The 20,680-nt window shown below is 68.4% G+C and carries 19 protein-coding genes; 13 read left to right on the plus strand and 6 right to left on the minus strand.

All coding sequences use genetic code 11. The features are described 5' to 3' along the window. Nucleotides 1-33 precede the first annotated feature (33 nt). From V6M51_RS13995 to lpdA, 7 genes are all read left to right on the plus strand, one after another. Nucleotides 34-1,254 carry a dicarboxylate/amino acid:cation symporter gene (locus V6M51_RS13995; RefSeq protein WP_332768092.1) on the plus strand — a complete coding sequence of 407 codons (1,221 nt, stop codon included), beginning with the start codon at nt 34-36 and terminating at the stop codon, nt 1,252-1,254. Between the two features lie 46 nt (nt 1,255-1,300). Beyond that, complete coding sequence (locus tag V6M51_RS14000; protein ID WP_332768094.1) at nt 1,301-1,597, plus strand: FtsB family cell division protein; 297 nt, start codon at nt 1,301-1,303, stop codon at nt 1,595-1,597. Between the two features lie 74 nt (nt 1,598-1,671). After that, nucleotides 1,672-2,718 (plus strand): pyruvate dehydrogenase (acetyl-transferring) E1 component subunit alpha, encoded by a 1,047-nt coding sequence (gene pdhA / locus V6M51_RS14005; RefSeq protein WP_332768096.1) that lies wholly within the window; start codon nt 1,672-1,674, stop codon nt 2,716-2,718. Then, nucleotides 2,715-4,091 carry a pyruvate dehydrogenase complex E1 component subunit beta gene (locus tag V6M51_RS14010; protein ID WP_332768098.1) on the plus strand — a complete coding sequence of 459 codons (1,377 nt, stop codon included), beginning with the start codon at nt 2,715-2,717 and terminating at the stop codon, nt 4,089-4,091. The genes pdhA and V6M51_RS14010 overlap by 4 nt, the downstream gene beginning before the upstream one ends. Continuing rightward, nucleotides 4,088-4,486, plus strand: a complete 399-nt coding sequence (locus tag V6M51_RS14015; RefSeq protein WP_332768100.1) for a GFA family protein — start codon at nt 4,088-4,090, stop codon at nt 4,484-4,486. The genes V6M51_RS14010 and V6M51_RS14015 overlap by 4 nt, the downstream gene beginning before the upstream one ends. A 16-nt stretch (nt 4,487-4,502) precedes the next feature. After that, nucleotides 4,503-5,828, plus strand: a complete 1,326-nt coding sequence (locus tag V6M51_RS14020; RefSeq protein WP_332768102.1) for a pyruvate dehydrogenase complex dihydrolipoamide acetyltransferase — start codon at nt 4,503-4,505, stop codon at nt 5,826-5,828. Between the two features lie 10 nt (nt 5,829-5,838). Further along, nucleotides 5,839-7,239: a dihydrolipoyl dehydrogenase gene (gene lpdA, locus V6M51_RS14025; RefSeq protein ID WP_332768104.1), complete on the plus strand. Its 1,401-nt coding sequence runs from the start codon at nt 5,839-5,841 to the stop codon at nt 7,237-7,239. Nucleotides 7,240-7,380: 141 nt separating this feature from the next. Here the strand turns inward: lpdA and V6M51_RS14030 are convergent, their stop codons facing one another. The 3 genes from V6M51_RS14030 to V6M51_RS14040 form a co-directional block, all read right to left on the minus strand. Then, the gene (locus V6M51_RS14030; protein ID WP_332768106.1) at nt 7,381-7,776 is read right to left on the minus strand and encodes a DoxX family protein; all 396 of its coding nucleotides are present in this window, start codon (nt 7,774-7,776) and stop codon (nt 7,381-7,383) included. Between the two features lie 41 nt (nt 7,777-7,817). Then, nucleotides 7,818-9,404, minus strand: a complete 1,587-nt coding sequence (locus V6M51_RS14035; protein WP_442957655.1) for an AMP-binding protein — start codon at nt 9,402-9,404, stop codon at nt 7,818-7,820. A gap of 102 nt (nt 9,405-9,506) precedes the next feature. Next, nucleotides 9,507-10,511, minus strand: coding sequence for an alpha/beta hydrolase (locus V6M51_RS14040; RefSeq protein WP_332768110.1), 1,005 nt, complete (start codon nt 10,509-10,511; stop codon nt 9,507-9,509). Nucleotides 10,512-10,588: 77 nt separating this feature from the next. Here V6M51_RS14040 and lipA point away from each other — a divergent pair, with 77 nt between their 5' ends. Both lipA and V6M51_RS14050 read left to right on the plus strand, forming a co-directional pair. Next, the gene (gene lipA / locus V6M51_RS14045) at nt 10,589-11,551 is read left to right on the plus strand and encodes a lipoyl synthase (protein WP_332768112.1); all 963 of its coding nucleotides are present in this window, start codon (nt 10,589-10,591) and stop codon (nt 11,549-11,551) included. Between the two features lie 5 nt (nt 11,552-11,556). Next, nucleotides 11,557-12,000, plus strand: a complete 444-nt coding sequence (locus tag V6M51_RS14050; protein WP_332768113.1) for a type II toxin-antitoxin system RatA family toxin — start codon at nt 11,557-11,559, stop codon at nt 11,998-12,000. Here the strand turns inward: V6M51_RS14050 and V6M51_RS14055 are convergent. Together V6M51_RS14055 and V6M51_RS14060 are read right to left on the minus strand one after the other, a co-directional pair. Further along, on the minus strand, nt 11,997-12,779 hold the full coding sequence (locus V6M51_RS14055) for an alpha/beta fold hydrolase (RefSeq protein WP_332768114.1): 783 nt from the start codon (nt 12,777-12,779) through the stop codon (nt 11,997-11,999). The two genes, V6M51_RS14050 and V6M51_RS14055, sit on opposite strands and share 4 nt — an antisense overlap. Nucleotides 12,780-12,781: 2 nt before the next feature. Beyond that, nucleotides 12,782-13,273 carry a CinA family protein gene (locus V6M51_RS14060; RefSeq protein ID WP_332768115.1) on the minus strand — a complete coding sequence of 164 codons (492 nt, stop codon included), beginning with the start codon at nt 13,271-13,273 and terminating at the stop codon, nt 12,782-12,784. 82 nt (nt 13,274-13,355) lie between these two features. Between V6M51_RS14060 and V6M51_RS14065 the strand changes: the two genes are divergently transcribed. Continuing rightward, nucleotides 13,356-15,602, plus strand: a complete 2,247-nt coding sequence (locus V6M51_RS14065; protein WP_332768117.1) for a spermidine synthase — start codon at nt 13,356-13,358, stop codon at nt 15,600-15,602. Here the strand turns inward: V6M51_RS14065 and V6M51_RS14070 are convergent. Next, entirely contained in the window at nt 15,599-16,744 is a 1,146-nt protein-coding gene (locus V6M51_RS14070; protein ID WP_332768118.1) for a bifunctional 2-C-methyl-D-erythritol 4-phosphate cytidylyltransferase/2-C-methyl-D-erythritol 2,4-cyclodiphosphate synthase, read from the minus strand. The genes V6M51_RS14065 and V6M51_RS14070 overlap by 4 nt on opposite strands. Nucleotides 16,745-16,834: 90 nt before the next feature. Between V6M51_RS14070 and dusB the strand changes: the two genes are divergently transcribed. From dusB to V6M51_RS14085, 3 genes are read left to right on the plus strand one after another with little or no spacing between them, the layout of a single operon-like run. Then, nucleotides 16,835-17,845 carry a tRNA dihydrouridine synthase DusB gene (dusB, locus tag V6M51_RS14075; RefSeq protein ID WP_332768120.1) on the plus strand — a complete coding sequence of 337 codons (1,011 nt, stop codon included), beginning with the start codon at nt 16,835-16,837 and terminating at the stop codon, nt 17,843-17,845. Next, nucleotides 17,842-18,963: a two-component system sensor histidine kinase NtrB gene (locus V6M51_RS14080; RefSeq protein WP_332768122.1), complete on the plus strand. Its 1,122-nt coding sequence runs from the start codon at nt 17,842-17,844 to the stop codon at nt 18,961-18,963. Before dusB ends, V6M51_RS14080 begins: the two co-directional genes overlap by 4 nt. Next, entirely contained in the window at nt 18,960-20,390 is a 1,431-nt protein-coding gene (locus V6M51_RS14085; RefSeq protein ID WP_332768123.1) for a sigma 54-interacting transcriptional regulator, read from the plus strand. Before V6M51_RS14080 ends, V6M51_RS14085 begins: the two co-directional genes overlap by 4 nt. Nucleotides 20,391-20,680: the final 290 nt, after the last annotated feature.

The raw sequence follows: 20,680 nt of genomic DNA on the forward strand, positions 1-20,680 counted from the left end.
ATGAAGCGGCCTGCGACATCATCGGCGGCGTGGGTGATCGCCGCCCTGGCGCTCGGCCTGACCCTGGGGGTCCTGGGCCACGGCGCGTCCTGGGGCGAGCGCGCGCAGGAGATCGTGGCGCCGATCGGCCAGCTCTGGGTCAACGCCCTGCGCATGACGGTCATTCCGCTGATCGTCCCCCTGCTGGTGGTCGCCATCGCCGGAGCGGGCGACCTGAAACAGACGGGCGCGCTCAGCCTGCGGATGGTCCTGCTGTTCCTGGGCCTGCTCGCGGCCTTCACCCTGGCCAGTTTCGCGGTCAGTCCGGCCCTGATGAGCGCCGTGCGCCTGGATCCGGCCGCCACGACCGCCCTGATGGCCCAGGCCGCCCAGCCGCCGCCAGCCGCGCCCGTCACCGCGACCGAATGGCTGGTCTCCCTGGTGCCGGCCAATGCGTTCAAGGCCGCGGCCGACGGAGCTTTGCTGCCGCTGCTGGTGTTCACGGTCGCCTTCGCGCTCGCCACCGCCAACGCTGCGCCCGCGACCCGCGCCAAGGTCGTCGAGGGGTTCCGCGCCGTGGCCGAGGTGATGATCATCCTGGTCCGCTGGGTGGTGGCCCTGGCGCCGATCGGGGTGCTGGCCCTGAGCTTCGCCCTCGGCGTCAACCTCGGCGCGGCCGGGGCAGGGGCGGTGGGCTACTTCCTGGCCGTCTCGATCGGGCTCTACATGCTGGGGACCCTGTTGCTCTATCCGCTGGCCGTGTTCGGCGGCCGGGTCGGCTGGCGCAGGTTCGCCGTGGCCATGCTGCCGGTACAGGCCGTGGGGCTCAGTTCCAGGTCGTCGCTCGCCAGCCTGCCGGCCCTGATCAAGGCCGGGCATGATGACCTGCGCCTGCGGCCCGAGGTCGCCGACCTGGTCCTGCCCGTGGCGGTCTCGACCTTCAAGCTGCAGCACGCCATCGCCACCATCCTCGGCGTCGCTTTTGTCGCGCGGCTCTACGGCCTGGAGCTCACCCCCTTCGCCATCCTCGCCAGCGCCGGGGCGGGGATCCTGATCGGCGCGACCACGCCAGGCGTGCCCTCGGCCGGCCTGATGCTGCAGGCGCCGCTCTATTCGGCGCTCGGCCTGCCCCTGGAGGGCCTGGCGCTGCTGATCGCCATCGATTCCATCCCGGACATGTTCAAGACGCTGTTCAACGTTACCGCGGACATGGTCGTGGCCGTGCTCCTGTCGCCGCAGGGGGCGGCGGATCCCGGCGACGTAACCGGAAATTAAGCACGATTGCGTGAGATAGCGGCGTTCAGGAGTCTCAGATTCGCCCGTGTTCGCCCGCCTTCGTTCCTATTTGCCCACAGCGGCCCTGGCGTTCCTGATCTTCTATTTCGGGTTCCACGCCTTCACGGGTGATCGGGGCCTGCTGTCGTCGACCCAACGCGACGCCACGCTTGCGGCCAAGACCCAGGAGCTGGAAACCCTGCGTACCCAGAGGCAGGACCTCGAGGCGCGCGCCCAGCTTCTGCGCGATACCAGCCTTTCCGCCGACTTGCTGGAAGAACGCGCGCGTTCCCTGCTAGGCTTCGCTCATCCGAACGACTATGTGATCCGCGTGAAGCCTTAGGGCGGACTCAGTCGTTCTAGGCGATCGGAAACGCGGAGCGTAACCGCGATGATGCATTCCTACGGGAGAGACGTATGGCGCGTGGGCAAGCGGCCTCTGCTGCTCGGCGGAAGAGTACTGACACCGGTGTCAATGGTGTAGTAGAAGGACCTGTGACCCAGGACGAGCTTCTCAAATATTATCGCGACATGCTGCTGATCCGCCGCTTCGAGGAGCGGGCGGGGCAGCTCTACGGCATGGGCCTGATCGGCGGCTTCTGCCATCTCTACATCGGCCAGGAGGCGATCGCGGTCGGCGTCCAGGCGATCAAGGAGCCGGGCGACCAGGTGATCACCGGCTACCGTGACCACGGCCACATGCTGGCCTGCGGCATGGATCCGCGCGAGGTCATGGCCGAACTGACCGGCCGGGCCGGCGGATCGTCCAAGGGCAAGGGCGGCTCCATGCACATGTTCTCGACCGAGGCCGACTTCTATGGCGGCCACGGCATCGTGGGGGCGCAGGTGGCGCTGGGCACGGGTTTGGCGCTGGCCAACCACTACCGGGACAACAAAAAGGTCAGCTTCACCTATTTCGGCGACGGCGCGGCCAACCAGGGCCAGGTCTATGAGAGCTTCAACATGGCTCAGCTCTGGAGCCTGCCGGTCGTCTACGTGATCGAGAACAACCAGTACGCCATGGGCACCTCCATCGAGCGCTCCTCGTCGGAGACCCACCTCCACAAGCGCGGCGCCTCGTTCCGGATCCCGGGCGAGGAGGTCGACGGCATGGACGTGCTGGCGGTCAAGGCGGCGGCCGGCAAGGCCGCCGCCCACGCCCGCTCGGGCAAGGGCCCCTACATCCTCGAAATGAAGACCTACCGCTATCGCGGCCACTCCATGAGCGACCCCGCCAAATACCGGACCCGCGACGAGGTCGATGAGGTGCGCAAGACCCGCGACCCCATCGACCACCTGCAGGAACGGCTCGCCAAGCAGGGCTGGGCCGACGAGGCGGCGCTGAAGGCCATCGACGCGGAGGTCAAGCGCATCGTCGCTGACGCCGCCGAGTTCGCCCGCACCAGCCCCGAACCGGACCCCTCCGAGCTCTATACGGATGTCTATCTGGAGGCTGCCCAGTGACCGACGTCCTGATGCCCGCCCTGTCTCCCACCATGGAGGAGGGCACGCTCGCCAAGTGGCATGTGAAGAAGGGTGACTCCGTACGCTCCGGCGACGTGATCGCCGAGATCGAGACCGACAAGGCGACCATGGAGGTCGAGGCCGTCGACGAGGGTGTGATCGAGGAGATCCTGGTTCCCGAGGGCACCGAGGAGGTGAAGGTCAATACGCCCATCGCCCGCCTGTCGGACGGCGACGGCGCGGCGGCTCCGCCGCCCAAGGCGAATGGCGAGGCCAAGGCTCAGCCAGTCGCCGAGGCGCCTCAGCCGCAACCCGTCCACGCCGAGTCGCCGGCCGCGCCCGTCGCCCCCAGGGTCGAGCTGCGCGATCCGGAGGTTCCCGAGGGCGTGAAACTGGTCAAGACCACCATCCGCGACGCCCTGCGCGACGCCATGGCCGAGGAGATGCGGGCCGACGACAAGGTGTTCCTGATGGGCGAGGAAGTCGCCCAGTACCAGGGCGCTTACAAGGTCTCGCGCGACCTGCTGCAGGAGTTCGGCGACAAGCGGGTGATCGACACCCCGATCACCGAGCACGGCTTCGCGGGCCTGGGCGTCGGGGCGGCCATGGCGGGCCTCAAACCCATCGTCGAGTTCATGACCTGGAACTTCGCCATGCAGGCGATCGACCACATCATCAATTCGGCGGCCAAGACGCTCTACATGTCGGGCGGCCAGATCAAATGCTCGGTCGTGTTCCGCGGTCCGAACGGCGCGGCCTCTCGGGTCGGCGCCCAGCACAGCCAGGACTATTCCTCCTGGTACGCCCAGGTGCCCGGCCTGAAGGTGGTGGCGCCCTATGACGCCGCCGACGCCAAGGGCCTGATGAAGGCCGCCATCCGCGACCCGAACCCCGTCGTCTTCCTCGAACACGAGATGATGTACGGCCAGGAGTTCGACGTTCCGGAGGGGATCGACTGGGTCGTGCCCATCGGCAAGGCCAGGGTCCGCCGTGAGGGCAAGGACGTCACCATCACCGCCCACTCGCGGATGGTCGGCATGGCGCTCAAGGCCGCCGAGGCGCTGGCGGCCGAGGGCATCGAGGCCGAGGTCATCGACCTGCGCACCCTGCGTCCCCTGGACCACGAAACCATCGTCGAGAGCGTCAAGAAGACCAACCGCCTGGTCACCGCCGAGGAAGGCTGGGGCCCGATGGGCGTCGGCGCCGAGGTGATCGCCCGGGTCATCGAGCATGGCTTCGACTATCTGGACGCCCCGCCCGCGCGGGTCTGCCAGAAGGACGTGCCGCTGCCCTACGCCGCCAATCTGGAAGCCCTGTCGCTGCCGTCGGTGGAGGACATCGTCAAGGCGGCCAAGGCGGTCTGCTACAAATGACCGACCCCTTCACCTGGCGCGCCGGAGGCTGTCATTGCGGCGGCGTCCGGTTCGAGGTGGCCTTGCCGCAGGTCGTCGAGGCGCAGAGCTGCAACTGCTCCATGTGCGCCAAGACCGGCTATCTGCACGTCATCGTGCCGGAGAGCCGGTTCCGGCTGACCAAGGGCGCGGAACGGCTGGCGGAGTACACCTTCAACAGCCGGGTGGCGCGCCACCTGTTCTGCTCCGAGTGCGGCATCAAGAGCTTCTACCGGCCGCGCTCCAATCCGGACGGCTGGTCGGTCAACGCCCGCTGCCTGGACGAGGCCATACACCTCGAGATCACCGCCTTCGACGGCGCCAACTGGGAGGCCAACGCCGACCAACTGGCGCGCCTGTCGCTCGAACCTTCCTGACGAGTTCAGAAACGCCATGTCCATCGATGTCCTGATGCCCGCCCTGTCTCCCACCATGGAGGAGGGCACCCTCGCCAAATGGCACGTGAAGAAGGGCGACAAGGTCTCCTCCGGAGACGTGATCGCCGAGATCGAGACCGACAAGGCCACCATGGAGGTGGAGGCCGTCGACGAGGGCGTCATCGAGGACATCCTGGTCGCCGAGGGCTCGGAAGGTGTGAAGGTCAATACGCCCATCGCGCGGCTCTCGGGCGAGGACGCCGGCTCCGCCCCGCCCGCGCCCAAGGCCGAAAGTCCCCCTCAGTCGGCTACGCCGCCAGCTCCCCTAAAGGGGGAGCAATTGGAAGCCCCGAAACCGGCCGCCGCCCCGGCCCAAAGTTCCTCCCCCTCAGGGGGAGGTGGCGCGCGGAGCGCAGCGACGCGTGACGGAGGGGGAGACCGCGTCTTCGCCTCGCCCCTGGCGCGCCGGATCGCCGAAGAGAAGGGTCTCGACCTCGCCCAGGTGCAGGGGTCAGGTCCGCACGGCCGGATCATCAAGCGTGACGTGGAGGGCGCCACGCCCTCGGCCAAGGCGCCCGCCGCGGCGTCTGCCGCCGGCGCCCCCGCGCCCGCCCGTCAGGCCCAGAGCCTGGCCCAGATGGGCATTCCGGACGGGACCTACGACCTGATCCCGCTGGACGGCATGAAGAAGACCGTGGCGCGGCGGATGACCGACAGCTTCCGCGACGTGCCGCACTTCCCCCTGACCATCGACCTGGAGATCGACGCCCTGCTGGCCAGCCGCGCCAAGATCAACGCCATGCTGGAGAAGCAGGGGATCAAGGTCAGCGTCAACGACCTGGTGCTGAAGGCCGCGGCCGTGGCCTTGAAGAGGGTGCCGGAGGCCAACGCCTCCTATTCGCCCGAGGGTATCGCCATGCACCACAACGCCGACATCGCCATGGCCGTGGCCATCGACGGCGGCCTGATCACACCGATCATCCGCAAGTGCGAAACCAAGGGCCTGGCCCAGATCGCCGTCGAGGCCAAGGACCTGGCCGAACGCGCCCGGACGCGCAAGCTGAAGCCGGAAGAGTTCCAGGGCGGCACGTTCTCCGTCTCCAACCTGGGCATGTTCGGCATCAAGTCGTTCAATTCGATCATCAACGAGCCGCAGGGCGCGATCCTGTCGGTCGGGGTGGGCGAGCAGCGCCCGGTCGTGAGGAACGGCGAGCTGACCATCGCCACGGTGATGAGCGTCACACTCACCTGCGATCACCGCGTGGTCGACGGGGCCATCGGCGCCCGCTGGCTGCAGGCCTTCAAGGCCCTGATCGAAGACCCCATCACGATGATCGTCTGAGGCTAGTCATATGGATTTCGACGTCATCGTCATCGGCTCGGGCCCGGGCGGCTATGTGACAGCCATTCGCGCCAGCCAGCTCGGCTTCAAGACCGCCATCGTCGAGCGCGAAACCCTGGGCGGGGTCTGCCTGAACTGGGGCTGCATTCCCACCAAAGCCCTGCTCAAGTCCGGCGAGGCCTATGAGAACCTGAGCCACCTGGCCGACTACGGCATCAAGATCGAGAAGGCCTCGTTCGACTTCAGCAATGTGATCGCGCGCTCGCGCAAGGTTGCGGGCCAGCTCAACGCCGGCGTCACCTTCCTGATGAAGAAGCACAAGATCGAGGTGATCGAAGGGACCGCCAAGCTGGAGAAGGGGCAGGGGGCTCCCAAGGTGGTGGTGGCGCTGAAGGCCGGCGGTTCGCGGACCGTCCAGGCCAAGCACGTGATCCTGGCCACCGGCGCGCGGGCCCGCACCATCCCGGCCATCGGCCTGGAGCCGGACGGCGACCGGGTCTGGACCTACCGCGAGGCCATGGTCCCCAAGGCTGCGCCCAAGTCGCTGATCGTCGTCGGATCCGGCGCCATCGGCATCGAGTTCGCCAGCTTCTACCGGGCCCTGGGCTCGGAGGTGACCGTCATCGAGGCCCTGCCGCGCATCCTGCCGGTGGAGGACGAGGAGGTCTCCAAGGCCGCCCACAAGGCCTTCGAGAAGCGCGGGCTGAAGTTCCGGGTCGGGGCCAGCGTCAAGAAGTTGACCAAGTCAAGGACCGGGGTCTCCGTCGAGCTCGAGGCCGGCGGCAAGGCCGAGACGCTCACCGCCGACGTGGCCATCGTCGCCGTGGGCATCGCCGGCAATGTCGAGGACATGGGCCTGGAGGCCCTGGGCGTGAAGATCGAGAAGAGCCACGTGGTCATCGACAGCCACGGCGGCACGGGCGTCGCGGGCCTCTACGCCATCGGCGACGTGGCCGGCCCGCCCTGGCTTGCCCACAAGGCCAGCCACGAGGGCGTGCATTGTGTCGAGCACCTCGCGGGGCTGAAGCCGACCAACCTCAACTCTCCCATTCCCGGCTGCACCTATTCCAGCCCGCAGATCGCCTCGGTGGGCCTCACCGAGGCCCAGGCCAAGGAACAGGGGATCGCCGTCAAGGTCGGCCGCTTCCCGTTCAAGGTGAACGGCAAGGCTATCGCCTCGGGCGAGACCGAGGGCTTCGTGAAGACCGTCTTCGACGAGAAGACTGGGGCGCTGATCGGGGCCCACATGATCGGGGCCGAGGTCACCGAGATGATCCAGGGCTATGTCCTGGCCATCACCATGGAAGCCACCGAGGCCGAGCTGCAGGCCACCGTCTACCCGCACCCGACCATGAGCGAGGCCATGCACGAGGCTGCCCTCGACGCCTATGGGCGGGTCTTGCATATCTAGAACGCTTTTCCCTCCCCTTTATGGGGAGGGCAGACCGCGCAGCGGTCGAGGGTGGGGTAGCTTGAAGCATCGGCGCAGGTTGCCGGACTTCCCCACCCTGGCGGCTGCGCCGCCGTCCCCATAAAGGGGAGGGAAAAGAGATCAGCTCTTCTTCCGGACGATCGCGTCCAGGCTCCACGGGCCAGGGCCGGCGAAGACCAGGTAGAGGAACACGAAGCAGAACATGATGGCCAGCTCGCCGCCGTTCAACGCCGGCCAGAAGCCTTGGCTGCCGTGGGCGACGAAATAGGCCACGGCCATCTGGCCGGAGCTGACGAAAGCCGCGATGCGGGTGAAGAGCCCAACGGCGATCAGGCCGCCGCCGATCACTTCGAGCCAGGCCGCGGCCATCAGGATTGGCGGCAGGGGGTCCGGCGCGCCCGGCTGAGGCCCCGGGAAGTCGAACAGTTTCATCAGGCCGTGCTGCATGAAGAGCAGGGCGGTGATGAGCCGTAGGATGCTGAGCACCCGCGGCGCCCAGAGGCTGAGATTCGGCATGCGGTCTTTCCCCCTATCCGGCCCCCATGGCCGGCTGATCGTCAGGCGGCGCGGAGGCCGTCGGCTTCCGCCATCCGCTGGATCGCCACATAGTCGGTCTTGCCGGTGCCCAGGACCGGAACCTCGGTGACCTTGATGATCTTGCGCGGCACGGCCAGTTCCGGGGCGCCGATGGCCTGGGCGTGGGCCACCAGCGGCGTGGAGTCGGCGTCGCGCCGGTCGGTGACCAGCACTAGGCGTTCGCCCTTCTTGGCGTCGGGCATGGCGATCACCGCATGGCGGCTGTTGGGCCAGACGGCCGTGGCGATGTCCTCGGCCGCGGTCAGGGAAACCATCTCACCGCCCACCTTGGCGAAGCGCTTCACCCGGCCCAGGATCTTGATCCAGCCGTCCTCGGTGATGTCGACCACGTCGCCGGTGTCGTGCCAGCCGTCGGGCGGAGCTTCGATCACGCCGCCGAGGGTCAGGTAGCCGGCCATGATGTTGGCGCCGCGCACATAGAGCCGGCCGCCGCCGGGGATGCCCTCCACCGGCTCCAGACGCGTCTCGATGCCGGGCAGCAGGCCGCCGACCGTGCCGCGGCGGTTGTCGGTGGGCTTGTTCACCGCGATCACGGGGGCGGCCTCGGTGGCGCCGTAGCCCTCCAGGACCGGAACGTCGCCGAACCGGTCGCGGATGAGGTTGTGGGTCTCTTCGCGAACCTTTTCAGCGCCGCAGACGATGAACTGCAGGCCCGACAGTTCGTCGCGCTCGGCTGATCGGGCGTACTGGTTGAGGAAGGTGTCGGTGGCGAACAGGATCGAGGCGCATGTGTCCTTGATCAGCGGAGGGATCTGTTTGACGTGCAGCGGCGAGGGATACTCGAAGGCCTTCATGCCCTTGAGGATCGGCAGCAGGGCCCCGCCGGTCAGGCCGAAACAGTGGAAGGTGGGCAGGGGGTTGAACATCACCCAGGAGGGATCGAGCGGGATGTGCTCGGCGATCTGGTTCACATTGGCGATCAGGTTCGCCTGGGTGAGGACAACGCCGCGCGGCGCGCCAAAGCTGCCGGAGGTGAACAGGATCACGCCGGGATCCGAGGGCTTGGTCTCGGCGCGGAAGTTCTTCGGAAAGGCGCCGGCCGCGGCGGCGAACAGCTTGTCGGCCAACCCAATTTTCTCGCGCACGTCCTCGAGATAGGTGACCTCCGCCACCGTCTCCAGGGCGTCGATCAGGTCGTGCAGCTTGCCCTGCTCGACGAAGCGATGCGAGGTCAGGACGCGCTTCACGCCCGCCAACTCGCAAGCGGCCTTCAGGTTGCGGATGCCAGCGGTGAAGTTGAGCATGGTCGGCGTGCGGCCGAAGGCGTGCAGGGCGAAGAAGGTGACCACGACCGCCGAACTGGACGGAAGCAGGATGCCCACATGCTCGCCCCTGGCGGTCATGCCGGCGATCTTGCGGCCCAGGGCGAAGGCGCCTCGGATCAGGTCGGTATAGGTGAGCGGGTTGCGCTCCTGGTCTTCCAGGATCGGTTTCTTCGCGCCGTATTTGGCGCGCGCCTCAATGAGGGCGTCGAACAACGACAGTCCGGCCCCAGTGGGTTCAAACGTACGCGACAAAGGCGACAACCTCCCCGATCGTCTCGCCATATTCATTGCGGCGGAGCCTATCGCTCGGACCTGTCATTGAAAAGATATGTTACAGGCCGTGAGGGGGTAGGCGTACCACCTGCCGGAGATATCTCGCAGAACCTACTGATCCAGCTGTATATTTCGGTGATCCTCGACGGTCGCGGCGATGAAGGCGAGGGTCTCCTTTCGCCAGGCTTGACGCCATGGGTCGGCTTCCAGGTGTAGGGCGCGCCGCGCGCCGGGGACGGCGACGGCGCGGCACCGAGGCGCTTGCCGACATAGGGAGACGCCATCCTCGTCAGGGTTGAGCATCAGGATGGGCGCCCGCGCGGCGGCGGCGCGCTCGGTGGCCCTGCGGCTGGCGGCGCGGTGCGCGCCGATCCAGCCACGGCTCGGTCCGGCCATCCGCAGGTCGGGATTGGCGGTCTGCCAGGCCTGGCCGACCATGCCCCGCCACCGGTCGTGGGTCAGGCCGCGGACCAGGTCGTCGGGGCCGTCGCGGGTCCAGGCCTTCCAACCCGGGGCCGCCAGGCGGTCCAGGCCGGGCGCCCATCTTGGAGCCGGAGCCGCCATATCGGCCGCCAGCCAGGGGGAGGAGGCGACCACGCCATCGACCTTCAGGCCGGATTCGACGGCGGCCAGGGCCACGACCGCCCCGTCGGCGTGTCCCAGCAGGATCACCGGTGTCGCCTCCGGCGCCCGGACCACCACCTTCAGCAGGTGCATCAGGCCGGTGACGTCCGGGTCGAAGCTGGGCGCGTGGCCCAGGTCGCGGGGCAGGACGAAGCGCTCGGAGCCGCCCTGGCCGGCGCGGTCCAGGATCCAGACCGTGTAGCCTTCGCCCACCAGGTCGCGGACCGTCTCGAACCAGACCTCGGCGCTCTCGCCGTAGCCGGGGGCGATCACCACGACGGCGCGCGGCGCCCGCGAGGTGCTGGCCACGCCATAGCGCTGCACGGGATTGAGCCCGCCGCGGATGAAGCCCCAGGCCCAGCCCTCGGGCGGCTGGAACCGCGCGCCGAGCGATGGCGGGACCCGGCTTTCGGCGAACGGCGCGCGCGCCTCGTCGCGTCCGCAAGCCGCGAGAACCAAGAGCACGGCGGCGATCACGGAGGCACGGATCATGGCCAAGTTTGAGCATGCGGCGCGGGGCCGCTCAATCACGGCTTGATCCCGAGGCCCCGAAAGACGATCTAGGCCCCATGGCGACCGTCATCGATACGCTCAACGGCGCGCGTCCGCGCCACCCCGAGAAACAGGCCCGGCCGGACACCCCGATGCTGCGCAAGCCCGAGTGGCTGCGCGTTCGCGCGCCCGGCTCGCCCGGCTACAACGCCACCCGCGCCATCGTGAAGGAACACGGCCTCACGACCGTCTGCGAAGAGGCGGCCTGCCCGAACATCGGCGAGTGCTGGACCCAGAGCCACGCCACCATGATGATCATGGGCGAGATCTGCACCCGAGCCTGCGCCTTCTGCAACGTCGCGACCGGCAAGCCCAACGCCCTCGACGCCACCGAGCCCGCCCGGGTCGGCGACGCGGTGGCCAAGATGGGCCTGAAGCACGTGGTCATCACCTCGGTGGACCGCGACGACCTGTCGGACGGCGGAGCAGCCCACTTCGCCGCCGTGGTTCACGCCATCCGCGCCGCAGCCCCCGGAACGACCGTCGAGATCCTGACGCCGGACTTCCTGCGCAAGCCCGTCGCGGCGGCCGAGATCGTCATCGATTCCAAGCCCGACGTCTTCAACCACAACCTGGAGACCGTGCCGCGGCTCTACCTCTCGATCCGGCCAGGCGCCCGCTACTACCACTCCCTGCGCCTGCTGGAGCGGGTCAAGGAGCGCGACCCCAACCAGTTCACCAAGTCCGGCCTGATGGTCGGCCTGGGCGAGGCCAAGGAAGAGGTCATGCAGGTGATGGACGACATGCGTTCGGCCGGCGTCGATTTCCTGACCATCGGCCAGTACCTGCAGCCCACCCGCAAGCACGCCGCCGTCGACCGCTTCGTGCACCCCGACGAGTTCCGCGCCTATGAGGAGATCGCCCGGGCCAAGGGCTTCCTGATGGTCTCGGCGAGCCCCCTGACCCGGTCCTCGCACCATGCCGGCGAGGATTTCGCCCGGCTGAAGGCCGCGCGGCTCGCCAAGGACGCGGCGGCCTAGACCCCTTGCAGCACCACGTCGAGAAGACGCTGCCCTATACGCCCGACCAGCTCTTCGCCCTGGTGGGCGATATCGAGGCCTATCCGCAGTTCGTGCCTTGGATCCAGTCCATGCGCACCTGGAACGCCCGCCCGGACGGGGAGGGCGTCAGCTTGGTCGACGCCCAGGCCGGGGTCGGGTTCTCGTTCCTGAAGGAGACGTTCTCCACCCGCGTACGGCGCGACGCCGGCGCCCGGCAAATCGACGTGGCCCTGCTGTCGGGGCCGTTCCGCCACCTGGCCAACCGCTGGAGGTTCGTCGAGGTCTCGGGCGGAACCAAGATCGAGTTCGACATCGATTTTGAATTCAAATCCCGTCTGCTCGCCGGTCTGCTTTCCGCAAACTTCCACCATGCGGTGGACAAGCTGATGGCCTGCTTCGAGGCTCGGGCTAAGGCGCTGTACAGCTAGTTCGGACGGGTCTGAAGGGCGTTTCGCACCAAAGCTTCGCATTCGGCCGGCGCGCTCTCCACCAAGACGTGATTGGCGCCCGCAATGCGGTGGACCCGGACGTGTTCGAGCGCGGAAAGGATATGCAGGTCCGTTTGGTCGATCAGGCAAGGCCTGACATTCGGGTCGCGAACTGGAAACAGCGGCTCCGCGCCCGTCGCGACTTCTACGGGTACGCCAGCGTACGCCAGAAGGTGAAAATAGGTCAGGTCAGTGATCTGGCCGTCTCGCGACATACCGAAAATCTCGCGAGCAAACTCATCGAGCGGCTTATAGTGCGGTTGACGCGCGAACGTCTGAGCCAAGACCTGCTGGACTGGCCAGAGCTTGGCGGTGCTGAGTGGAGGATCGAGGGCTATGACCCTGGCGATCAGCCCCGTCGGGGCGATCTGGGCCAAATTCAAGGCGACCAATCCTCCCAGCGACTCTCCGAGGATAGTGATGGACCGGTCAGGATAGAGTTGGACAAGAGCCTCAAGGTAGTTCTCGGCGAAGGAGGCGACGCTATTGCGCGTGAGGGGCGCAGACCCTCCGAAACCGGGCAAGCTCGTGCTGACCGTCGTCGCGTATTTGGCGATCAAGTCGGCGAAAGGCGCGATGCTCTCTGCGTTGCGGAATGCGCCGGGAATAACCAGCAAGACTCCATTTCCCGCCGCTCCCATGTCGGGCGAGCGGCGGAAGCGCAGTTCGCCATCCATCGTCGTGCAGCTGAACAGGAAAGTCTTCGGATCGTCCGCCACGCTTAGCTCATCCGGTCGCGCAGGGCCTGCAGCGCCGCCTGGACCGCCAGTTCCTGGATATCCGCCCGGGTTTCGCCCTCGAACAGCTCGGAGCGATGCATCAGGCCGTGATTGGTGCGTGCGGTGGCGATGTGGACCGTGCCGACCGGCTTCATCGGCGTCCCGCCGCCGGGGCCCGCGACGCCGGTGACCGCCACGGCGATGTGGGCGTTTGACGCCTCCAGGGCGCCCTCGGCCATCATCCGGGCGACGGGTTCGGACACCGCGCCCAGGTCGGCGATCAGGTCGCCGGGCACCCCCAGCATCTCCTGCTTGGCGCGGTTTGTGTAGGTGATGAAGCCTCGCTCGAAGACATCGGAGGCGCCGGGGATCGAACAGATCGCGCCGGCCACCAGCCCGCCTGTGCAGCTCTCGGCTGTAACGATCCGCAGGGACCGTTCCCGGGCCTCGTCGATCAGCAGGCGCGCCAGGGTGACGATCTCCAGGGAAAACATGGCGCGAACTCCAAAGGTCTAGGCAAGGCGAAGGCGAGACCACAACATCGCCGCTGGTGCGGATACAAGCCGAATCGAGCCCATGACCACCCTTGATAAGGCCGAACGGCCAAGCCTGAGCGTCTCTCATGCGCTCTTCGCCGTCACCATCTTCGCAAGCGCCGGACTGGTCTTCATGGTCCAGCCCATGGTGGCCAAGCTGGTCCTGCCCCTGCTGGGCGGCAGCCCCTCGGTCTGGAACACCTCCATCGCCTTCTTCCAGACGGCGCTGCTGGCCGGCTACGGCTACGCCCACCTGCTGCAGAAGATCGCATCGATCCGCACCCAGGCCCTGGTCCACATCGCCGCCCTGCTGCTGGCGGCCCTGACCCTGCCGCTGCACGTGTCGGGCGTGTTCGGGGAGCCGAGCTCGGAGCATCCGTCGCTCTGGCTGCTCGGGGTGCTGGCGCTCTCCATCGGGGCGCCGTTCGCGGTGCTGTCGGCGACCGCGCCCTTGGTCCAGGCCTGGCACGCGCGGACCCTGCACGCCGAGACCGGGGCCGAGCCCTATGTCCTCTACGCCGCCTCCAATCTGGGCAGCCTGCTGGCCCTGCTGGCCTATCCGATCGTGATCGAGCCCCTGGCCACCCTGCGCCATCAGACCCTGGGCTGGAGCGTCGGCTACGGGACTTTCATCCTGCTGATGGGCGGCCTGGCCATGGCCGTCTCCCGCGCGCGTTCGGTCCTGGCCGAGACCGCCAGGATCGAGGCCGGGCCGGCCCCGACCTGGCGCGAGCGCCTGGTCTGGATCGCGCTCGCGGCCATCCCCTCCAGCCTGATGCTGGGGGTCACCACGCACCTGACCACGGACGTGGCCTCGGCGCCGTTCATCTGGGTCGTGCCGTTGGCGCTCTATCTCGGCACCTTTATCATCGCCTTCTCGGAGAAGCCGCTGATCTCCCAGCGGGCCACGCTGTTCCTGCACGCCGTGGCGCTCGCCGCCTGCGCGGCGCTGCTGCCGTTCAAGCACATGCACCTGCTGCTGCAGGTCTTCGTCCACCTGGCGGCCTTCTTCCTGACGGCGCTCATGTGCCACCAGGCCCTGGTGGCCCGGCGGCCAAATCCGGCGCATCTCACCGAATTCTATCTTTGGATGTCGTTCGGCGGCGTGGTGGGCGGGTCGTTCAACGCCTTCGTGGCGCCGGTGATCTTCAACAATGTCTGGGAGTACCCCCTGGTCCTGGCCCTGGCCTGCCTGGCCCGACCCGGCTGGGGACCCATCGCCCCGTGGCGCTGGGCCATCTTCCTCATGGGCGCGGCCGGCACCCTCGCGGCGCCGGTCCTGGTGGGCCTCTTCGGGCTCGAGGGCCCCATGGGGCTGTGGATCAAGCTGGCGCTCGGCCTGGCCGCCGTTCTCGCCTTCGTCTCGCGCGGCCGGACCATCATCTTCTTCGGCCTGATCGTCATGCTGTCGGTGGCCGCCGAGGTGGCGGGCGACCGCGTCGATGTTCGCAAGAGCTGGCGCAGCTTCTTCGGGGTGGTCCGCCAGTCGGAGATGCCGGTCCCGGCCATGAAGGGCCAGGTGCGGATGCTGTCCCACGGCACCACCCTGCACGGCGCCCAGGCCCAGCATCCGGACTATGACTGCCGGCCCTTGGTTTACTACGCGCCAGAGACCCCGATCGGGCAGGTCTTCACGCGAGGCTATGCCGGGACCAAGCCCCTGCGGATCGGCGCGGTGGGCCTGGGGACGGGCGCGGTGGCGGCCTACACCCGGCCCGGCGATCACCTGACCTTCTTCGAGATCGACCCGATGGTCATCGCGATCTCCACCGACAAGGAGCACTTCAGCTACACCACCACCTGCGCCAGCGGGGTGATCGACTTCGTCCTGGGCGACGCGCGCCTGACCCTGGCCAAGCAGCCGGACGACAATTTCGACATCCTGCTGATCGACGCCTTCTCGTCCGACGCCGTGCCGGCCCACCTGCTGACCGTCGAGGCGGTCCGGGGCTATCTGGCCAAGCTGAAGCCGGACGGCGTGCTGATCCTTCACCTGTCCAACCGCAACCTGGAGCTCCGGAGCCCGGCCATGGCGGTGGCGGAGGCCGCCGGCGGCTTCGCGGTGATCCAGCGGCACGACGCGGCCGAGGACAGCCCGCCGCTCTGGGAGTCCTCCGAGGACGCCATCCTGATCACCAAGACCCTGAAGGCCATCGAGCCCTACGAAGCCGACCCGCGCTGGAAACCGACCGATCCCACCGCCGCGCGGCCCTGGACCGACGACTATATGAACCTGATCGGGGCGCTCTACGCCCAGCTCAAGGAGCGCTGGACCTGGATGCCCTAGGCGGGCGTTTCGACGGACACCACAGCCTGGGCCAGCAGGCCTTCCTCGCGGCCGGTGAAGCCCATGCCTTCTGTCGTGGTGGCTTTCACGCTGACCCGGTCGAGGGGCAGGGCCATCAGCTCGGCGAGGCGCCGGCGCATGGCGTCGCGATGCGGACGGATCTTGGGGCGTTCGCAGACCAGGGTGATGTCGGCGTTGAGGATGCGTCCGCCCTTGGCCGCCACCAGGCCGACCGCGTGGGTGAGGAAGCGGTCAGACGAGACGCCCTTCCATTGCGGATCGGATGGCGGGAAGTGCTCGCCGATATCGCCCTCGCCGATGGCGCCGAGGATGGCGTCGGTCAGGGCGTGCAGGCCGGCGTCGGCGTCGGAATGGCCGATCAGGGCCGCGTCGTGGTCGATCTTCACCCCGCAGAGCCAGACCGCATCGCCGGGTCCCCAGCGATGGGCGTCCAGGCCCTGGCCGATACGGACGATGCGGGTCTGGCCGGTCAGCCGTTCGGCCATGGCGAAGTCCTCGGGATAGGTCAGCTTCATCAGCATGGGATCGCCGGGCGTCATCACCACCCGGCCGCCAGCCCGCTCCACCACGGCCGCGTCGTCGGTGGGCTCGGCGTCGGCCGGCCAGGCGGCGTAGGCCTCGCGCAGGGTCCCGAGTCGGAAGGCCTGGGGTGTCTGGGCGCGCCAGAGGCCGTCGCGGGAGACAGTCTCGGTGATGACCTCGCCGCCGCGCTTGAGGGTGTCGGCCACAGGCAGGGCGGGGACCGCGCCGTCGGCGCCGGCCAGGGCGGCGAGCAGGGCCTCGACATGGGTGGTGTTGACGAAGGGGCGGGCGGCGTCGTGGATCAACACTGGAGCGTCCGGAGGGCAGGCGAGGGCGGCGAGACCGGCCTGGACCGACCCAGCGCGGGTGGCGCCGCCCGCGACGGCCTTCCAGTTCGCCAAGCCGGCTAGGGTCTCGTTCGTAGCCTCGAGGCGATCGGAGGCGGCCACCACCACGATCTCGCGCGCGCCGGCCCGCGCCAGGGCCTCCACCGACCAGCGCAGGATCGGCCGGCCGCCCAGCATCCGCCAGGGCTTGGGCGCGCCAGGCCCCGCCCGCGTGCTGGATCCCGCCGCTACGATCACCGCCGAAAAGGTCATGCCGTGTGTTTAACCGAGGGCGGTGGCCTGTCCAGGCTTTACGGCGCCGCACAATATGCCTAAAAAGGGTGCGATGGGGATGCGTAAGAAATGAGCAATCAGCTCCAGATCGGGGATGTATCAGTCGGCGGCCGGGCGTGGATCGCGCCGATGACCGGCGTCTCCGACCTGCCGTTCCGCCGCGCGGCCAGCAAGCTGGGCGCGGCCTATGTGGCCACGGAGATGGTCGCCTGCGCGGAATTCTCCAAGGGCCGCCCCGATGTCGTGCGCCGCGCCGCCGTGGGCGAGGGCCTGCCGCTGATGGTGGTCCAACTCGTGGGCCGCGACCCCGTTCACATCGCCGAAGGCGCGAGGTTGGCCGCCAAGGCCGGCGCGCAGATCATCGACCTGAACTTCGGCTGCCCGGCCAAGGAGGTAACCGGTGTCCTCTCGGGGTCCGCCCTGATGCGCGATCCGGACCTCGCCGAAAGCCTGATGGCCGCGGCGGTGGACGCGGTCCCCGATGTCCCAGTGACGGTGAAGATGCGGCTGGGCTGGGACCACGCCAGCAAGAATGCTCCCGATATCGCCGCCCGCGCCCAGGCTCGAGGGATCAAGGCGGTGACCATCCACGGCCGCACCCGCAGCCAGTTCTACAAGGACGCCGCCGACTGGTCGGCCGTGGCGGCGGTCAAGGCCGAGGTCTCAATCCCGGTCGTGGTCAATGGCGACATCGTCGACGGCGGCAGCGCCCGAGCCGCCCTGCTGGCGTCCGGCGCTGACGCGGTCATGGTCGGCCGCGGCGTCTATGGCCGGCCCTGGATCGCCGCTCAGATCGAGGCGGCCCTGGATGGACGACCTTTCCTGGTTCCGGAGGCGGAGCAACGCCTGGCCATCGCTCTGGACCATTTCAACGACAGTCTGAAGTTCTACGGCGACCGTCTGGGCCTGCGGATATTCCGCAAGCACCTGGCGGCCTATGTCGACAACGCGCCCTGGCCCAACGAGGCCGAGGCCCGGCGAAGCGCTCGCTCCACGCTTTGCCGCATGGAGGATCCGGGAGAGGTCGAACGTGGCCTGATCGCGCTGTGGCGCGATCCCCAGACGAGATTGGCGGCATGAACGGTCAATTTAGATCCGCTTCCGGCGGCGCGAACCTGGAGGCGATGAAGGCCCAGGCCTTCGACCTGTCTCCCGAACCGGCCCTGGTCGTGAACCGGGACGGCGCCCTGGTGGCGGTGAACGAGGCCGCCGAGCGGCTGTTCGGCCAAGGGCTCAGCCTGCTGGCGCGAGGCCGCTTCGGCGCGGCCCTCCCGACCGGATCGGCCCTGGTCTCCCTGCTGAACCGCGCCATCGAAGAGGGCGCGCCGGTCCGGGAACGCGGGGTGGAGATCAGCCTGTTCGGTCATCCGTCCTTTGAGGCCGACGGCGCCGCGGCCCCGCTGGGCGACGGCTCGGTGCTGTTGACCCTGCATGTGAAGGGCGGATCGCTGGGCGGAGAGCGTACGGGCGCGGAAGCCGCGGGCCTGCGCACGATCGTGGGGCTGGGACGCATGCTGGCCCATGAAATCAAGAACCCGTTGATGGGCATCCGAGGCGCGGCCCAGCTGCTGAAGTCCGGGGCCAAGGCCGAGGACGCGCCGCTGGCCCAGCTCATCGTCGACGAAACCGACCGGGTGCGCCGGCTGGTCGACCGGATGGAGGCCTTCTCGGACGACGCCCTGCCGGACTGCCAGCCGGTCAACATCCACCAGGTCCTGGACCGGGTGAAGGCGCTGGCGGCCAACGGGGTCGCCGACGGCCTGTCGCTCACCGATGACTACGACCCCTCCCTGCCGCCGGCCTTCGGCGACGAGGACCAGCTGATCCAGATCTTCCTGAACCTGGTGAAGAACGCCGCCGAGGCCGCCCATTCGCGGGGCGACGGGCGCGGAGCGATCACGGTCCACACCGCATACCGCCACGGCGTGCGGGTGCGGGCCTCCAAGGGCCAGACCCTGCGCGGGGCTCCGCTGGAGATCCGGGTGCAGGACAATGGTCCAGGCGTCCCAAGCCATCTGCGCGAGAGCCTGTTCCAACCCTTCGTCACCACCAAGACCCATGGGGCGGGCCTGGGCCTCGCCCTGGTCGCCAAGCTGGTGGCCGGCCACGGCGGCCTGATCGATTTCGAGTCCGAGCCAGGTCGCACGACCTTCCGCGTGCTGTTGCCCATCGCTTCCCAAGAGGACGTCACCGCATGAACGTCGCGGCCAACGCCAATAAGAAAATCCTGATCGCCGACGACGACGCCTCCATCCGACTGGTCCTCAGCCAGGCCTTCAGCCGACTGGGCTACCAGGTCCGCGCCACGGGCAACGCCACGACCCTGCTGAAATGGGTCTCCGACGGGGAAGGGGACCTGGTGGTCACCGACGTGGTCATGCCCGACGAGAACGTGTTCGACGTCCTGCCGCGCATCCGCAAGGAGCGGCCGAAGCTGCCGGTCATCGTGATGAGCGCCCAGAACACCCTGCTGACGGCGGTGAACGCCGCCGAGGTGGGCGCCTTCGAATACATCTCCAAGCCCTTCGACCTCGACGACATGACCTCGGCCGCGCGCCGGGCCCTGGCGCGTCCCGCCGACGCCGACGCCTCCAAGGCCCAGGCCCGCGCCCTGCGCGACGAGCGCCTGCCGCTGATCGGACGCTCGGGGCCCATGCAGGACGTCTACCGCACCATCGCGCGGCTGGTGGGCGCGGATCTCACCGTGCTGATCCTGGGCGAGAGCGGCACCGGCAAGGAGCTGGTGGCCCGCGCCCTGCACGACATGGGGCGGCGCAAGGACGGCAAGTTCGTGGTCATCAACCTGGCCGCCGTGCCGCGCGAGCGGGTCGAGGCCGAGCTGTTCGGCCGCGACGACGGCGACTACGGCAAGCTGGTGGAGGCCGACGGCGGCACGTTGTTCCTGGACGAGATCGGCGACATGCCGCTGGACGCCCAGACCCGGCTGCTGCGGGTGATCGACGGTTCGGAGCAGACCCTCAACCCCCGGACCGGCCGGCGGCCCAATGTGCGGATCATCGCGGCCACCAACCGGGACCTTCGCGGGCTGATCCAGCAGGGCCTGTTCCGCGAGGACCTGTTCTTCCGCCTGAACGTGGCGCCGCTGCGCCTGCCGCCGCTGCGCGACCGCACCGACGACATCCCGGACCTGGCGCGGGCCTTCCTGCTCCGGGCCAACCGCGAGGGCCTGCCCTCCAAGACCATCGACGCCACGGCCCTGGAGCGCCTGAAACTGCACGCCTGGCCGGGCAATGTCCGCGAGCTGGAGAATCTGATCCGCCGGATCTGCGCCCTCTATGGCGAGGAGCTGATCAGCGCCCGGATCGTGGAGCGCGAACTGGCCGACCAGCAGCCGGTGATCGCTGGTCACGAGGGCCCCGTGACCCTGGCGACCCTGGTGGAGCGCCACCTGGGCGGCTATTTCGCCGAACAGCCCGACGGCATCCCGCCCACCGGCCTCTATGACCGGGTGCTGGAGGAGATCGAGCGGCCGCTGATCCAGCTCACCCTGACGGCCACGAGAGGCAACCAGGTGCGCGCCGCCGAGATCCTGGGCCTCAACCGCAACACCCTGCGCAAGAAGATCCAGGACCTTGGGGTGGAGATGAGCCGCGGACGGCGGTAGGGGCTTCGTCGTCCTTCTCCCCTTGCGGGAGAAGGTGGCCTTGCGGAGCAAGGTCGGATGAGGGGTCGAAAGCCCTGTCCGACTAGCGGCGGCGAAGCCGCGAATGTTGGAAGAAGATGAACCACAAAGGGCACAAAGGACGCCAAGGCGCGGCGGCTCGGCCTGGGGAGTTCGGCCCCCCTTCGTGCCCTTGGTGTCCTTCGTGGTTCAATTCGGCTTCGCCGGGAGCAATAGCCGGCGAGTTCTGAGAGCCCCCTCATCCGACCCCCTGCGGGGGCCACCTTCTCCCG

Origin of the sequence: Phenylobacterium sp. (genome assembly GCF_036677185.1) — a bacterium.
Classification (GTDB): Bacteria; Pseudomonadota; Alphaproteobacteria; order Caulobacterales; family Caulobacteraceae; genus Phenylobacterium.

What these genes read in the sequence shown, in the direction of transcription:
- pdhA (WP_332768096.1), top strand. Translation starts at nt 1,672, where the DNA reads ATGGCGCGTGGGCAAGCGGCCTCTGCTGCTCGGCGGAAGAGTACTGAC.
- V6M51_RS14015 (WP_332768100.1), top strand. Translation starts at nt 4,088, where the DNA reads ATGACCGACCCCTTCACCTGGCGCGCCGGAGGCTGTCATTGCGGCGGC.
- V6M51_RS14020 (WP_332768102.1), top strand. Translation starts at nt 4,503, where the DNA reads ATGTCCATCGATGTCCTGATGCCCGCCCTGTCTCCCACCATGGAGGAG.
- lpdA (WP_332768104.1), top strand. Translation starts at nt 5,839, where the DNA reads ATGGATTTCGACGTCATCGTCATCGGCTCGGGCCCGGGCGGCTATGTG.
- V6M51_RS14030 (WP_332768106.1), bottom strand. Translation starts at nt 7,776, where the DNA reads ATGCCGAATCTCAGCCTCTGGGCGCCGCGGGTGCTCAGCATCCTACGG.
- V6M51_RS14035 (WP_442957655.1), bottom strand. Translation starts at nt 9,404, where the DNA reads ATGGCGAGACGATCGGGGAGGTTGTCGCCTTTGTCGCGTACGTTTGAA.
- V6M51_RS14040 (WP_332768110.1), bottom strand. Translation starts at nt 10,511, where the DNA reads ATGATCCGTGCCTCCGTGATCGCCGCCGTGCTCTTGGTTCTCGCGGCT.
- lipA (WP_332768112.1), top strand. Translation starts at nt 10,589, where the DNA reads ATGGCGACCGTCATCGATACGCTCAACGGCGCGCGTCCGCGCCACCCC.
- V6M51_RS14060 (WP_332768115.1), bottom strand. Translation starts at nt 13,273, where the DNA reads ATGTTTTCCCTGGAGATCGTCACCCTGGCGCGCCTGCTGATCGACGAG.
- V6M51_RS14065 (WP_332768117.1), top strand. Translation starts at nt 13,356, where the DNA reads ATGACCACCCTTGATAAGGCCGAACGGCCAAGCCTGAGCGTCTCTCAT.
- V6M51_RS14070 (WP_332768118.1), bottom strand. Translation starts at nt 16,744, where the DNA reads ATGACCTTTTCGGCGGTGATCGTAGCGGCGGGATCCAGCACGCGGGCG.
- dusB (WP_332768120.1), top strand. Translation starts at nt 16,835, where the DNA reads ATGAGCAATCAGCTCCAGATCGGGGATGTATCAGTCGGCGGCCGGGCG.
- V6M51_RS14080 (WP_332768122.1), top strand. Translation starts at nt 17,842, where the DNA reads ATGAACGGTCAATTTAGATCCGCTTCCGGCGGCGCGAACCTGGAGGCG.
- V6M51_RS14085 (WP_332768123.1), top strand. Translation starts at nt 18,960, where the DNA reads ATGAACGTCGCGGCCAACGCCAATAAGAAAATCCTGATCGCCGACGAC.